The organism is Pseudomonas sp. TMB3-21 (assembly GCF_054898145.1).
Map to the genome: position 1 here is coordinate 2745304 of NZ_CM142718.1, position 14331 is coordinate 2759634.

General features: G+C 60.4%; 14 protein-coding genes. 11 read left to right on the forward strand and 3 right to left on the reverse strand.

Annotated features, from left to right (window positions below; translation table 11 throughout):
* The first annotated feature begins 108 nt into the window (after positions 1-108).
* From rnc to pdxJ, 4 genes are all read left to right on the forward strand, one after another.
* Positions 109-798 (forward strand): ribonuclease III, encoded by a 690-nt coding sequence (gene rnc, locus ACYZTS_RS12700; RefSeq protein ID WP_150580640.1) that lies wholly within the window; start codon positions 109-111, stop codon positions 796-798.
* Positions 791-1693, forward strand: a complete 903-nt coding sequence (gene era / locus ACYZTS_RS12705; RefSeq protein ID WP_028623897.1) for a GTPase Era — start codon at positions 791-793, stop codon at positions 1691-1693. The genes rnc and era overlap by 8 nt, the downstream gene beginning before the upstream one ends.
* A gap of 167 nt (positions 1694-1860) precedes the next feature.
* Complete coding sequence (recO, locus tag ACYZTS_RS12710) at positions 1861-2544, forward strand: DNA repair protein RecO (RefSeq protein ID WP_028623896.1); 684 nt, start codon at positions 1861-1863, stop codon at positions 2542-2544.
* Positions 2545-2595: 51 nt separating this feature from the next.
* Positions 2596-3342, forward strand: a complete 747-nt coding sequence (gene pdxJ, locus ACYZTS_RS12715) for a pyridoxine 5'-phosphate synthase (protein WP_461996239.1) — start codon at positions 2596-2598, stop codon at positions 3340-3342.
* Positions 3343-3469: 127 nt separating this feature from the next.
* Here pdxJ and mltF read toward each other — a convergent pair whose 3' ends face one another.
* Complete coding sequence (mltF, locus tag ACYZTS_RS12720) at positions 3470-4930, reverse strand: membrane-bound lytic murein transglycosylase MltF (RefSeq protein WP_028623895.1); 1461 nt, start codon at positions 4928-4930, stop codon at positions 3470-3472.
* 274 nt (positions 4931-5204) lie between these two features.
* On the opposite strand from mltF, the gene purL reads away from it, so the two are divergent.
* Complete coding sequence (gene purL / locus ACYZTS_RS12725; RefSeq protein WP_461996241.1) at positions 5205-9101, forward strand: phosphoribosylformylglycinamidine synthase; 3897 nt, start codon at positions 5205-5207, stop codon at positions 9099-9101.
* A 5-nt stretch (positions 9102-9106) separates the two neighbouring features.
* A complete protein-coding gene (locus tag ACYZTS_RS12730) occupies positions 9107-9418 on the forward strand; it encodes a YqfO family protein (protein WP_028623893.1) in 312 nt (103 codons plus the stop codon).
* Positions 9419-9607: 189 nt separating this feature from the next.
* On the opposite strand, the gene ACYZTS_RS12735 is transcribed toward ACYZTS_RS12730, so the two are convergent.
* Positions 9608-10114 carry a L,D-transpeptidase family protein gene (locus ACYZTS_RS12735; protein ID WP_028623892.1) on the reverse strand — a complete coding sequence of 169 codons (507 nt, stop codon included), beginning with the start codon at positions 10112-10114 and terminating at the stop codon, positions 9608-9610.
* A gap of 83 nt (positions 10115-10197) precedes the next feature.
* On the reverse strand, positions 10198-10749 hold the full coding sequence (locus ACYZTS_RS12740) for an NUDIX hydrolase (protein WP_028623891.1): 552 nt from the start codon (positions 10747-10749) through the stop codon (positions 10198-10200).
* Between the two features lie 146 nt (positions 10750-10895).
* On the opposite strand from ACYZTS_RS12740, the gene ACYZTS_RS12745 reads away from it, so the two are divergent.
* From ACYZTS_RS12745 to purT, 5 genes are all read left to right on the forward strand, one after another.
* A complete protein-coding gene (locus tag ACYZTS_RS12745) occupies positions 10896-11495 on the forward strand; it encodes a CoA pyrophosphatase (RefSeq protein WP_028623890.1) in 600 nt (199 codons plus the stop codon).
* A gap of 58 nt (positions 11496-11553) precedes the next feature.
* Positions 11554-12078, forward strand: a complete 525-nt coding sequence (locus ACYZTS_RS12750; protein ID WP_028623889.1) for a gamma carbonic anhydrase family protein — start codon at positions 11554-11556, stop codon at positions 12076-12078.
* On the forward strand, positions 12075-12290 hold the full coding sequence (locus ACYZTS_RS12755; protein ID WP_461996245.1) for a DUF1289 domain-containing protein: 216 nt from the start codon (positions 12075-12077) through the stop codon (positions 12288-12290). Before ACYZTS_RS12750 ends, ACYZTS_RS12755 begins: the two co-directional genes overlap by 4 nt.
* Before the next feature lie 204 nt (positions 12291-12494).
* Positions 12495-12962, forward strand: coding sequence for a preQ0 transporter (locus ACYZTS_RS12760; protein WP_461996247.1), 468 nt, complete (start codon positions 12495-12497; stop codon positions 12960-12962).
* Between the two features lie 98 nt (positions 12963-13060).
* Positions 13061-14242, forward strand: coding sequence for a formate-dependent phosphoribosylglycinamide formyltransferase (purT, locus tag ACYZTS_RS12765; RefSeq protein WP_028623886.1), 1182 nt, complete (start codon positions 13061-13063; stop codon positions 14240-14242).
* The last annotated feature ends 89 nt before the right edge of the window (positions 14243-14331 follow it).

The following is a 14331-nucleotide window of genomic DNA, read 5'->3' on the forward strand; positions in this document are numbered from 1 at the left end:
AACACTGATAGTCAGGACGTAATTTTTGAACACAGCGTTATTTGTCCCAAGCCTCTGCCTCTCGGCCATGGCGGTGGAATCCAGCCACGAACTCAGCGTGGGTAAACCGTGAGCGTTTCCTTGAGCCGTCTAGAGCGTCAGCTCGGCTACACTTTCAAGGATCAGGAACTGATGGTCCTGGCCCTGACTCACCGCAGCTTTGCCGGGCGCAACAACGAACGTCTGGAATTCCTCGGTGATGCCATCCTCAACTTTGTCGCTGGCGAAGCGCTGTTCGATCGCTTCCCGCTCGCCCGCGAAGGTCAGTTGTCGCGTTTGCGCGCCCGCCTGGTGAAAGGTGAAACCCTGGCCGTACTGGCCCGCGGTTTTGATCTGGGCGAGTACCTGCGCCTGGGTTCCGGCGAATTGAAAAGCGGCGGTTTTCGTCGTGAGTCCATTCTAGCCGATGCTCTCGAAGCGCTGATTGGCGCCATATACCTGGACGCCGGCATGGACGTCGCCCGCGAGCGCGTGCTGGCCTGGCTGGCCGGCGAGTTCGAAGGCCTGACGCTGGTCGATACCAACAAAGATCCAAAAACCCGCCTGCAGGAACACCTGCAGTCCCGTGGTTGCGAACTGCCGCGTTACGAAGTGGTGGATATCCAGGGTGAGCCGCATTGCCGGACGTTCTTCGTCGAATGTGAAATCACCTTACTGAATGAAAAAAGCCGAGGTCAGGGTGTGAGTCGTCGTATTGCCGAACAGGTAGCGGCCGCCGCAGCACTGATTGCCCTGGGTGTGGAGAATGGCAATGACTGATACAACCGCAACACGCTGTGGCTATGTTGCCATCGTCGGCCGTCCGAACGTGGGCAAGTCCACGTTGCTCAATCACATCCTCGGCCAGAAGCTGGCGATTACCTCGCGCAAGCCGCAGACTACTCGCCACAACATGCTCGGTATCAAGACCGAAGGCGACGTGCAAGCGATCTACGTCGACACTCCGGGCATGCACAAGGGTGGCGAAAAAGCCCTCAACCGTTACATGAACAAAACTGCCTCGGCGGCGTTGAAAGATGTCGACGTGGTGATTTTTGTGGTTGACCGCACCAAGTGGACCGACGAAGACCAGATGGTCCTCGAGCGCGTCCAGTATGTGACCGGCCCGTTGATCGTAGCGCTGAACAAGACCGATCGCATCGAGGACAAAGCCGAATTGATGCCGCACCTCTCCTGGTTGCAGGAGCAGTTGCCGAACGCACAGATCATGCCGATCTCGGCCCAGCACGGGCATAACCTCGAAGCGTTGGAGCGGGTGATTGCCGGCTATCTGCCGGAGAACGATCACTTCTTCCCGGAAGACCAGATCACCGACCGCAGCAGCCGTTTCCTCGCCGCGGAACTGGTGCGCGAGAAAATCATGCGCCAGATGGGCGCCGAGCTACCGTACCAGATCACCGTGGAAATCGAAGAATTCAAGCAGCAGGGCAAGACCTTGCACATTCATGCCTTGATTCTCGTCGAACGTGACGGCCAGAAGAAAATCATCATTGGCGACAAGGGCGAGCGCATCAAACGCATCGGCACCGAAGCGCGCAAAGACATGGAGCTGTTGTTCGACTCCAAGATCATGCTCAACCTCTGGGTCAAGGTGAAGGGCGGCTGGTCCGATGATGAGCGTGCGTTGCGTTCGTTGGGTTACGGTGACCTGTAAGACTCGGATTTCTGCTACACCGATGAACCCCTGTGGGAGCGAGCCTGCTCGCGATGAGGGCCTGAAATTCAACATCATTGTTGACTGGCGGACCGCATTCGCGAGCAAGCCCGCTCCCACATTGGTTTCTGGCGTTTACAAGATTGCGTTTGTTCATTGAGAACTCCATGTCCCAGCCCATCGCTCAGCCCGCCTACGTCCTGCACTCGCGCGCCTATCGCGAAACCAGCGCTTTGGTGGACTTCCTCACGCCGCAAGGTCGGCTGCGGGCGGTGTTGCGCAGTGCGCGGGGCAAGGCGGGCACATTGGCGCGGCCGTTCGTGCCGCTGGAAGTCGAATTTCGCGGACGCGGCGAACTTAAGAACGTCGGCCGCATGGAGGCCGCCGGCGTTTCAACCTGGCTCAACGGCGAGGCACTGTTCAGCGGCCTCTACCTCAATGAACTACTGATTCGCCTGCTGCCCGCCGAAGATCCGCACCCCGGCGTATTCGATCACTACGCCGCGACGCTGCTCGCGCTCGCCGAAGGTCGTGCGCTGGAGCCGCTGTTGCGCTCCTTCGAGTGGCGGCTGTTGGACGACTTGGGCTATGGCTTTGCGCTGACCACCGACATCCACGGCGAACCCATCGCGCCGGACGGTCTCTACCGATTGCAGGTGGACGCCGGTCTGGAGCAGGTCTATCTGCTGCAACCCGGCCTGTTCAACGGCACCGAACTGCTGGCCATGGCTGAGGCTGACTGGGCGGCACCGGGTGCGCTGTCTGCTGCGAAACGACTCATGCGCCAGGCGCTGGCCGTGCATTTGGGCGGGCGTCCGCTGGTTTCCCGAGAGTTGTTTCGAAAGCCGTAAATTCCTTGTGTATGCTGTGCACCGAACTTTCCCCTCTTCAGGAGCGCTTCCGTGACCACCAGCAATCGCATTCTTCTCGGCGTGAACATCGACCACGTTGCCACGCTGCGTCAGGCCCGGGGTACACGGTATCCGGATCCGGTCAAGGCGGCACTGGACGCGGAAGAGGCGGGCGCAGACGGCATCACCGTGCACCTGCGTGAAGACCGTCGGCACATTCAGGAACGCGATGTGCTGCTGCTCAAGGACGTGCTGCAAACGCGCATGAACTTTGAAATGGGCGTCACCGAAGAAATGATGGCGTTTGCCGAGCGCATCCGCCCGGCGCACATTTGTCTGGTCCCTGAAACCCGTCAGGAGCTGACCACCGAAGGCGGTCTGGACGTGGCGGGGCAGGAAGCGCGGATCAAGGCGGCGGTGGATCGTCTGGCGAAGATTGGCTGCGAAGTATCGCTGTTCATTGATGCGGACGAGCGTCAGATCGAAGCGTCGCGTCGCGTCGGTGCGCCTGCCATCGAATTGCACACCGGCCGTTATGCTGATGCCGAGACGCCGTCGGATGTTGCCGAAGAACTCAAGCGTGTCGCCGATGGCGTGGCGTTCGGTCTTGCGCAGGGTTTGATCGTCAACGCCGGTCACGGTTTGCACTATCACAACGTTGAAGCGGTCGCGGCGATCAAGGGCATCAACGAGCTGAACATTGGTCATGCGCTGGTGGCGCATGCGTTGTTTGTCGGGTTCAAGTCGGCGGTGTCGGAGATGAAAGCGCTGATTCTGGCTGCTGCGCTGAAGGGGTAAGACCGAGGCGCTCCCATCGCCGGCAAGCCAGCTCCTACAGAAACGTGTTGCAAACCTGACCTGCGCAGCGACCCGAACTTGTAGGAGCTGGCTTGCCGGCGATAGCGTCTTCGAACATCGCGCAAATCTAGAGCTGCGGGCTTTCCTGATTCGGCTTGGATTTGTCGATCGCCGGTACGTGCAGGTTGCCCTCGGCGACCTGATCACCTTCGAGCTGCGGCTGCGTCACCCAGGTGAGAATGTCGTAGTAGCGACGAATGTTCGCCACGAAATGCACCGGCTCGCCGCCCCGGGCATAACCGTAGCGGGTCTTGCTGTACCATTTCTTCTCGGACAGCCTTGGCAGGATTTTCTTCACGTCCAGCCATTTGTCCGGGTTCAGCCCTTCCTTTGCCGCCAGTTTGCGCGCGTCATCCAGATGGCCGCTGCCGACGTTGTAGGCTGCCAGAGCGAACCACGTACGATCCGGTTCCTGAATGGACGAATCGAGCTGATCTTTCATGTAAGCCAGATACTTGGCGCCGCCCATGATGCTTTGCTTGGGGTCCAGACGATTGGACACGCCCATGGCCTGCGCGGTGTTCTGGGTCAGCATCATCAAGCCGCGCACACCGGTTTTAGACGTCACCGCGGCCTGCCACAGCGATTCCTGATAACCCACTGCGGCCAACAGGCGCCAATCGACTTTTTCCTTCTTCGCGTAATTTTTGAAGTGCTGCTCGTATTTGGGCAGCCGTTGCTGCAGATGCTGTGCGAATGTAGTAGCGCCGACGTAGCCAAGCATGTCGACGTGACCGTAGTAGCGGTCCTTCAGGCGTTGAAGGGTGCCGTTTTTCTTCACCTTGTCGAGGTACGCGTTGATCTCGTTGAGCAGGCTGTTGTCATCGCCGGGGGCTACCGCCCAGCTCTGATTGCTGGCGTCACCGAGGTCGAAGGCCACCCGCACGTTCGGGAAATAAACCTGGTTCATCGCCACTTCGTTGGAGTCGACGAGGGTCAGGTCGATCTGGCCCTCATCCACCATGCGCAGCAGGTCAACCACCTCAACCGCGTCGGATTCTTCGTATTCAATGCCGGGAAACGTCTGCTTCAGCGCTAGCAGTTGCCCGGCGTGAGTGCTGCCCTTGAGCACCATGATCTTCTTGCCCACCAGATCCTTCGCATCGGTCGGCCGCGACTGGCCGTTGCGATAGATAATCTGCGGGGTGACTTCCAGGTAAGAGTGGGAAAACCGCACCTGCTTCTTGCGTTCTTCGCTGCTGACCAGGCCGGCAGCCGCCAGCACCGGGCCGGTGGGCTTGCCGACCTGATTGAACAGGTCGTCGAGGTTGTCAGCGGTTTCGATCTTGAGTTCGACTCCCAGATCGTCGGCAAAGCGCTTCACCAGCTCGTATTCGAAGCCGGTTTCACCGTTGCGATCCTGGAAGTAGGTAGCGGGGCTGTTTCGGGTAACCACCCGCAGCACGCCATCCTCCTTAACGCGCTCAAGCGTGTTGGGTTTATCAACACAGCCACCGAGCACCAGGAAGAGTCCGGTTGCGATCAGCCATTTGGCGTACCGCGGACGCAAAGCCGTTGGAGAAAACATCTGCGCAGTATACGCAAAGGACAACGAGCGCCATATCTCGACAGCGAAGGGCTTGTCTGCTAGAGCGCAAGAAACTTGCCCGCAGCCCGTAGGAATAGGCTCCGGGGGCAATTTGTCACATAAAAATTAAGCGCCCGGAAGTGCTCCTCCAAGGCGCGATTGGCCTGCCCGACGTCCGGGGATTGCCGTGCGTAGCGTTTCGGGTGATGTCGCGGGCGGTTTAGGCTAGAATGCACGGCCTCAAAGCACACCCCTTCCCGAGGCTGTCCCGAAGATGTTGATCCTGCGCGGCGCTCCTGCCCTTTCTGCCTTTCGCCACAGCAAACTCCTTGAGCAACTGAGCCAGAAGGTCCCGGCTGTCAGTGGCCTGTACGCTGAATTCGCTCACTTCGCCGAGGTTACCGGCGTCCTGACCGGCGATGAACAGCAGGTGCTCGCGCGCCTTCTGAAGTACGGCCCGACTGTCCCGGTACAAGAACCCACCGGCCGTCTGTTCCTGGTGTTGCCGCGTTTCGGCACCATCTCGCCATGGTCCAGTAAAGCCAGCGACATCGCACGCAACTGCGGCCTGAGCAAGATCCAGCGCCTGGAACGCGGCATCGCGTTCTACGTGGCGGGCCAGTTCAGCGACGCCGATGCGCAGTTGATCTCGGCTGCTCTGCACGACCGCATGACCCAGATCGTCCTCGACAACCTCGAACAGGCCGCCGGCCTGTTCAGCCATGCCGAACCGAAGCCACTGACGGCGATTGATGTGCTGGGTGGCGGCCGTGCTGCGCTGGAAACAGCCAACACCGAGCTGGGCCTTGCGCTCGCTGAAGACGAAATCGACTACCTGGTCAACGCCTTCATCGGCTTGAAGCGCAACCCGCACGACATCGAACTGATGATGTTCGCCCAGGCCAACTCCGAGCACTGCCGTCACAAGATCTTCAACGCCAGTTGGGATATTGACGGTCAGAGCCAGGAAAAAAGCCTGTTCGGCATGATCAAGAACACTTACCAGATGCACAGCGAAGGCGTTCTGTCTGCTTATAAGGACAACGCTTCGGTAATCGTCGGTAATGTCGCCGGCCGTTTCTTCCCGGACCCGGAAACCCGCCAGTACGGCGCGGTGCAGGAGCCGGTGCACATCCTGATGAAGGTTGAAACCCACAACCACCCGACCGCGATTGCCCCGTTCCCTGGCGCATCGACCGGCAGCGGCGGCGAGATTCGCGACGAAGGCGCTACCGGTCGCGGTGCCAAGCCCAAGGCTGGCCTCACCGGTTTCACCGTATCGAACCTGCAGATCCCCGGTTTTGAACAGCCGTGGGAAGTGCCGTACGGCAAGCCCGAGCGCATCGTCACCGCGCTGGACATCATGATCGAAGGCCCGCTGGGCGGCGCCGCGTTCAACAACGAATTCGGGCGTCCGGCCCTGACCGGTTATTTCCGCACCTTCGAGCAGTCGATCACCACTCCGCGTGGCGAGGAAGTTCGCGGCTACCACAAACCGATCATGCTGGCGGGCGGCATGGGTAACATCCGTGCCGAACACGTCCAGAAAGGCGAGATCACTGTCGGCTCCAAGCTGATCGTGCTCGGCGGCCCGGCGATGCTGATCGGTCTGGGTGGCGGTGCAGCGTCCTCGATGGCCACCGGCACCAGCTCGGCCGACCTGGACTTCGCTTCGGTACAACGTGAAAACCCGGAGATGGAACGTCGCTGCCAGGAAGTCATCGACCGTTGCTGGCAACTGGGTGACAAGAACCCGATCAGCTTCATCCATGACGTTGGCGCGGGCGGTCTGTCCAACGCCTTCCCGGAACTGGTCAACGACGGCAACCGCGGTGGCCGCTTCGAACTGCGCAACATTTCAAACGACGAGCCGGGCATGGCCCCGCACGAAATCTGGAGCAACGAATCCCAGGAACGCTACGTTCTGGCGGTGGGTCCGGCGGATTTCGAACGCTTCCAGGCGATCTGCGAACGTGAGCGTTGCCCATTTGCGGTTGTGGGTGAAGCCACCGCCGAGCCGCAGCTTACTGTTACAGATAGCCACTTCGGCAACAGCCCGGTGGACATGCCGCTGGAAGTGCTGCTGGGCAAAGCCCCCCGCATGCACCGTTCGGCCGTTCGCGAAAACGAACTGGGCGACGATTTCGATCCGTCAACGCTGGACATTGCAGACTGCGTCGAGCGCGTGCTGCATCACCCGGCCGTCGCCAGCAAAAGCTTCCTGATCACCATCGGCGACCGCACCATCACCGGCCTCGTGGCCCGTGATCAGATGGTCGGCCCATGGCAAGTGCCGGTGGCCGACGTTGCCGTCACCGCCACCAGCTTCGACGTCTACACCGGTGAAGCCATGGCCATGGGCGAGCGTACTCCGCTGGCGCTGCTGGACGCTCCGGCGTCGGGCCGCATGGCCATCGGCGAAACCCTCACCAACATCGCCGCGTCGCGCATCAACAAGATCTCCGACATCAAGCTGTCGGCGAATTGGATGTCCGCGGCCGGCCACCCGGGTGAAGACGCGCGTCTGTACGACACCGTGAAAGCGGTCGGGATGGAATTGTGCCCTGAGCTGGGCATCACCATTCCAGTGGGCAAGGACTCCATGTCCATGGCCACACGCTGGAACGACGAAGGCGTCGACAAAACCGTGACGTCGCCGATGTCGCTGATTGTGACCGGTTTCGCGCCAGTGGCTGACATCCGTCAGACCCTGACCCCGGAACTGCGCATGGACAAAGGCACCACTGACCTGATCCTGATCGATCTGGGCCGTGGGCAGAACCGCATGGGCGCTTCGATCCTGGCCCAGGTTCACGGCAAGCTCGGCTCGCAAGCGCCGGACGTCGATGATGCCGAAGACCTCAAAGCCTTCTTCGCGGTAATCCAGGGCCTCAACGCCGACGGTCATCTGCTGGCGTACCACGACCGTTCCGATGGCGGCCTGCTGACCAGCACCGTGGAAATGGCTTTTGCCGGCCACTGCGGTCTGAGCCTGAACCTCGACGGTCTGGCGGAAACCTCTGCCGACATCGCGGCGATCCTGTTCAACGAAGAGCTGGGCGCGGTCATCCAGGTTCGCCAGGACGCTACCCCGGACATCCTCGCGCAATTCAGCGCTGCCGGTCTGGGCGATTGCGTGTCGGTAATCGGTCAGCCAATGAACAACGGCCAGATCAACATCACCTTCAACGGTGACACCGTGTTCGAAGGTCAGCGTCGTCTGCTGCAACGTCAGTGGTCGGAGACCAGCTACCAGATCCAGCGTCTGCGTGACAACGCCGACTGCGCCGAGCAAGAGTTCGACGTGTTGCTGGAAGAAGACAACCCGGGCCTGAGCGTCAAGCTGAGCTACGACGTCAATCAGGATGTCGCGGCGCCCTACATCAAGAAAGGCATCCGCCCACAGGTTGCCGTGCTGCGTGAGCAGGGCGTCAACGGTCAGGTGGAGATGGCGGCTGCGTTTGACCGCGCCGGTTTCAACGCGATCGACGTGCACATGAGCGACATTCTGGCCGGCCGTGTCGACCTGAACGAGTTCAAAGGTCTGGTGGCTTGCGGCGGTTTCTCCTACGGCGACGTACTGGGTGCCGGCGAAGGCTGGGCCAAATCGGCACTGTTCAACAGCCGCGCCCGCGATGCGTTCCAGGGTTTCTTCGAGCGCACCGACAGCTTCACGCTTGGCGTGTGCAACGGCTGCCAGATGATGTCCAACCTGCACGAGCTGATTCCGGGCAGCGAGTTCTGGCCGCACTTCGTGCGCAACCGTTCCGAGCAGTTCGAAGCGCGCGTGGCGATGGTTCAGGTTCAGGAGTCGAACTCGATCTTCCTGCAGGGCATGGCCGGTTCGCGTATGCCGATCGCCATCGCTCACGGCGAGGGGCATGCCGAGTTCTCCAGCGAAGAAGCCTTGCTCGAAGCCGATCTGTCCGGTTGCGTGGCGATGCGTTTCGTCGATAACCACGGCAAGGTCACCGAAAGCTACCCGGCCAACCCGAACGGCTCGCCGCGCGGGATCACCGGTCTCACCAGCCGCGACGGTCGCGTGACGATCATGATGCCGCACCCGGAACGCGTGTTCCGCGCGGTGCAGAACTCGTGGCGTTCGGAAGACTGGAACGAAGACGCGCCATGGATGCGCATGTTCCGTAACGCTCGCGTGTGGGTGAACTAAGCACTGTGTACAAGCTGAGTTTTTTCGTTCCCGACAGTCACGTCGACGGTGTCAAGAGTGCCGTATTCGCCGCCGGTGGCGGTCGGATCGGCGCTTACGATCACTGTGCGTGGCAAGTGCTGGGCCAAGGCCAGTTTCGTCCGCTGGAGGGCAGTCAGCCCTTTATCGGTGAAGCGGGGCAGGTCGAGCAGGTTGAGGAATGGAAGGTTGAGCTGGTAGTGGCAGACGAGTTGATTGTGGCCGCAGTAGCCGCGCTGAAACTCAGCCACCCTTACGAAACACCGGCTTATGAAGTGGTGCGGTTGGAGGAGTTCTAGGTCTCCGGTCGCTGAAATGAAAAACCCGCTGATGCAGATCAGCGGGTTTTTTATTGCCCGGTGCGGCGTTATCTCTCAGGGCCTCTTTCGCGAGCAAGCCTGCTCTGACATTTGTTCTGTCGTATACCGATCAAATGTGGGAGCGGGCTTGCTCGCGAAGGCGGTCTGCACGGCGCCAGACATTCAGGCCTACGGGCGAATCTCGATCATCGTGCCGTCTGGCACCAGATCCCACACTTCGCGCATGTCGACATTGCGCATGGCGACGCAGCCGTCAGTCCAGTCCAGGGTATGGAACAGGTCTTCGGGGTTTTCCTCTGAATGCGGAGTGCCATGGATCATGATCATGCCGCCCGGCTCAACGCCCTCACGGCGGGCTCGCGCGGCATCGCTGATGTTCGGATAGGAAATGTGCATCGAAAGGTTGAATTTGTCGCTGGTCTTGCGCCAGTCCAGCCAATAAAACCCCTCCGGGGTGCGTTTGTCGCCTTCTATCAGTTTCGGGCCTTTCTTCGCGCCTTTGCCCAGGGAGATGCGATAGGTCTTGAGTGCCTTGCCGTCGTTGATCAATTGCAACTGGTGGGCGGATTTGAGAACCAGGACTTTCTCGATGACTTTGCCGTCATAGGTTCCCACGGGGGACGCTTGGGACACTGCAACCAACGACAGGCAAAAAAAGGCAAGCAACCAGCGCATCAAAACGGTATCCCAAAGAGTGTCGCGATGTTTGTAGGAGCTGCTGCAGGCTGCGATCTTGCCACGTCTGCGCAGAGTGCGAATCAAGTCAGGGCGGATTGCACCAGTGGTGGAATCGACTCCGAACGCACGGGATAGACCTCATTGCGCCGATCGGCGAAGAAGCATTCTAAAGTACGGCCCACCGTGCGGAAAGCCAGCTCGGACCAAGGGATGTCGGTTTCCTCAAACAAAGCCACTTCGAGACTTTCGGGGCCGGCAGCAAAATCCAGGTCAACCAGTTCGGCGCGAAAAAAAACGTGCACCTGACTGATGTGCGGCACGTCGATCAATGTATAGATATTCAAATCACGCACCCGCGCGCAGGCTTCTTCCGCCGTCTCGCGGACGGCTGCCTGCTCGATGGTTTCGCCGTTTTCCATGAAGCCGGCCGGCAGCGTCCAGTAGCCGAGTCGCGGCTCGATCGCGCGGCGACACAGCAACACCTTGCTGCCCCACGTCGGCACGCAACCGGCCACGATGTTGGGGTTCTGGTAATGAATGGTCTGACAGCTGTCGCAAACAAATCGCAGGCGTGAATCGCCTTCTGGAATGCGCTGGGTCACCGGTTTGCCGCACTGACTGCAAAATTTCATGCTTGGGTTCCTGAAGTCTGCGCCTATCTTGGCGTGTGGCGGTGTCAGTCGGCAAGTTGTCGTTTCGCGACACGAGGTTGTTCGGGGGTTGGGCGGCCGATGTGATTGGTGCATGATGCAAGGTAGCGAATAAATCGAGAAGACTCATGCTGGACGAGCTACTTCACCGTGTAAGCAATCACACGCCGCGAACGCTGGAAACCGATAAACGTTTCCCCGAGGCCGCCGTCCTGGTGCCTATCACCCGCAGCGATGAACCGGAGCTGGTGCTGACCCTGCGCGCCAGCGGGCTCTCGACTCACGGCGGCGAAGTCGCCTTCCCCGGCGGTCGTCGTGACCCCGAAGACCCGGACCTGATTTTCACAGCCTTGCGCGAAGCCCAGGAAGAAATCGGTTTGCCGCCGGGCCTGGTCGAGGTGATTGGCCCGCTCAGCCCGCTGATTTCTCTGCACGGCATCAAAGTGACGCCCTATGTCGGGGTGATCCCTGATTTCGTCGAGTATCAACCCAATGATGCCGAGATCGCTGCGGTGTTCAGCGTGCCGCTGGAGTTCTTTCGCGAGGACCCGCGCGAACATACGCACCGCATCGATTACCAGGGCCGCAGCTGGTACGTGCCAAGCTACCGTTACGGCGAGTACAAGATTTGGGGTTTGACGGCAATCATGATCGTCGAGTTGATCAACCTTCTGTATGACGCGAAAATCAGCCTGCACCAACCGCCCAAGAGTTTCATCAATACCTGAAGCCATTCGTATGGTGTGAATTAGCGTGTGAGCCTGCCTGGCCCTTGAGGACAATAAAATGAAATATCGCTTGGGCGACGCCCGCGTCGAAACCCACCCACAGAGCTGGGTCGCGCCTAACGCCGTGCTGGTGGGCAAGGTCAAGCTGGAAGAAGGCGCCAACGTCTGGTTCAACGCCGTGCTGCGTGGCGACAATGAGCTGATCCTGATCGGCAAGAACAGCAACGTGCAGGATGGCACGGTTATGCACACCGACATGGGCTACCCGTTGACCCTCGGCACCGGGGTGACCATCGGCCATAACGCCATGCTTCACGGCTGCACGGTGGGTGACTACAGCCTGATCGGGATCAACGCGGTGATCCTCAACGGTGCCAAAATCGGCAAGCACTGCATCATCGGCGCCAACTCGCTGATCGGCGAGGGCAAGGAGATTCCCGACGGCTCGCTGGTCATGGGGTCGCCCGGCAAAGTGGTGCGCGAATTGACCGAGCAACAGAAGAGCATGCTCGAAGCGAGCGCCGCGCATTACGTGCATAACTCGCAGCGTTATGCCCGCGATCTGGCCGAGCAGGAGCAATGACCACAGCGGAGCGCCCGGTCCGCTCACCCTGCGTGAATATCTGTGCGCTGGACGAGGCGGACATCTGCACCGGGTGTCAGCGCACCGTGGAAGAGATCACGCGCTGGAGCCGGATGAGTAACGACGAGCGCCGAACGGTGCTGGGGTTTTGTCATGAGCGGGCCAAATCCAGTGGGCTGCTCTGGATGCTGGGAAAAACCCCCGACCTGTAGCAGCTGGCGAAGCCTGCGTCCGGCGGCGCAGCCGTCGTGAGTTCAGGCGACGCGGTGTTTCAGAAAGACCTCGCGCTCAGGTTTTACGACGGCTGCGCCGCCGAACGCAGGCTTCGCCAGCTGCTACAAAGACCGTATCCAGGTTTGGCAGCTGTGGATGGCTGCAGTACCCTGCGCACCAAACTGACAGGTATCACCACTAACATGCTCTTTCTGATCGCCTACATCAGCAGCGTCGTGCTGATCAACTACGCCTTTTCCACCGCGCCACACCTGGACATCATCTGGTCGGCGTGGGGCGGGCTGGTGTTCGTTCTCCGCGACATGGTGCAAATCCGCTTTGGTCATGGCGCGATTGTGGCCATGCTCGCTGCGCTGGTACTTTCCTACGTCACCTCCGACCCCTCCATCGCCTTGGCCAGCGCGACGGCATTCGCTGTGTCGGAGTGCATCGACTGGCTGGTGTTCACCATCACGAAACGCCCACTGCACGACCGTCTGTGGATAAGTTCCGCGCTGAGCATCCCGCTCGATACCTTCATCTTCTTCGGCATGATCGACGCCTTCACCCCGGCCGTGATCCTGACTGCCATGGCCTCGAAATTCGCTGGCGTCACGGCGGTGTGGCTGATCATGGCGTGGCGCTTGCGCAAACAGGCCGTCACCAGCTGAGCGAAACCCTCCGGTTCATGTAAAATGCCGCGCTTTCTCCCCATGGGAAGCGTGCCAGGCTCGCGTCCCTCGCTGATCCGCTTCTTTGAGGACCTGAGATGACCCGTATCGGAACTCCATTGTCGCCCACCGCGACCCGCGTATTGATGTGTGGCTGTGGCGAGTTGGGCAAGGAAGTGGTGATCGAGCTGCAACGCTTGGGCGTTGAAGTCATTGCCGTGGATCGCTACGCCAACGCTCCGGCCATGCAGGTGGCCCATCGCAGCCACGTGATCAACATGCTCGACGGCGCTGCCCTGCGTGCGGTCATCGAAGCCGAGAAGCCGCACTTCATCGTGCCGGAAATCGAAGCCATCGCCACTTCGACCCTGGTCGAGCTGGAAGCTGAAGGCTTCACCGTGATCCCGACCGCGCGCGCCGCGCAGCTGACCATGAACCGCGAAGGCATCCGTCGTCTGGCCGCTGAAGAACTGGGCGTGCCGACCTCGCCGTACTTTTTCGCCGATACCTTCGAGGACTACAGCAAAGCCGTCGAAGACCTCGGTTTCCCGTGCGTGGTCAAGCCGGTGATGAGTTCGTCGGGCAAAGGCCAGAGCCTGCTGCGCAGCGCCGATGACGTGAAAACCGCCTGGGATTACGCCCAGGAAGGTGGTCGCGCCGGTAAAGGTAGGGTGATCATCGAAGGCTTCATCGATTTTGATTACGAAATTACCCTGCTGACCGTGCGCCACGTCGGCGGCACCACCTTCTGCGCACCGGTGGGTCACCGTCAGGAGAAGGGCGACTATCAGGAATCCTGGCAGCCGCAAGCCATGAGCCCGGTGGCACTGGCTGAATCCGAGCGTGTCGCCAAAGCCGTCACCGAAGCCTTGGGCGGTCGTGGCCTGTTTGGTGTCGAGCTGTTCATCAAGGGTGATCAAGTGTGGTTCAGCGAAGTCTCGCCGCGCCCGCACGACACGGGTCTGGTCACGCTGATTTCTCAGGACTTGTCGCAGTTTGCCTTGCATGCGCGAGCGATTCTGGGGCTGCCTATTCCATTGATCCGCCAGTTCGCGCCTTCGGCATCGGCGGTGATTCTGGTGGAAGGCCAGTCGACGCAGACAGCGTTCGCAAACCTGGGTGCTGCGCTGAGCGAACCGGATACGGCGTTGCGTTTGTTCGGCAAGCCAGAAGTGCATGGCCAGCGTCGGATGGGTGTGGCGCTGGCGCGGGATGAGTCGATCGAGGCTGCTCGCGCTAAAGCGACCCGTGCTTCGCAGGCTGTTGTTGTAGAGCTTTAAAAGCATCGCGAGCAAGCTTTGCTCCCACAGGTTCGCGTCGCACGCATAATTGGGTGTCGACATTGACCTGTGGGAGCAAGGCTTGCCCG

Coding starts and splice junctions, on each gene's coding strand:
- ACYZTS_RS12740 (WP_028623891.1), bottom strand. CDS start 10,749: ATGAAATTTTGCAGTCAGTGCGGCAAACCGGTGACCCAGCGCATTCCA.
- ACYZTS_RS12760 (WP_461996247.1), top strand. CDS start 12,495: ATGCTCTTTCTGATCGCCTACATCAGCAGCGTCGTGCTGATCAACTAC.
- ACYZTS_RS12745 (WP_028623890.1), top strand. CDS start 10,896: ATGCTGGACGAGCTACTTCACCGTGTAAGCAATCACACGCCGCGAACG.
- era (WP_028623897.1), top strand. CDS start 791: ATGACTGATACAACCGCAACACGCTGTGGCTATGTTGCCATCGTCGGC.
- mltF (WP_028623895.1), bottom strand. CDS start 4,930: ATGTTTTCTCCAACGGCTTTGCGTCCGCGGTACGCCAAATGGCTGATC.
- purL (WP_461996241.1), top strand. CDS start 5,205: ATGTTGATCCTGCGCGGCGCTCCTGCCCTTTCTGCCTTTCGCCACAGC.
- ACYZTS_RS12750 (WP_028623889.1), top strand. CDS start 11,554: ATGAAATATCGCTTGGGCGACGCCCGCGTCGAAACCCACCCACAGAGC.
- ACYZTS_RS12755 (WP_461996245.1), top strand. CDS start 12,075: ATGACCACAGCGGAGCGCCCGGTCCGCTCACCCTGCGTGAATATCTGT.
- ACYZTS_RS12735 (WP_028623892.1), bottom strand. CDS start 10,114: ATGCGCTGGTTGCTTGCCTTTTTTTGCCTGTCGTTGGTTGCAGTGTCC.
- recO (WP_028623896.1), top strand. CDS start 1,861: ATGTCCCAGCCCATCGCTCAGCCCGCCTACGTCCTGCACTCGCGCGCC.
- purT (WP_028623886.1), top strand. CDS start 13,061: ATGACCCGTATCGGAACTCCATTGTCGCCCACCGCGACCCGCGTATTG.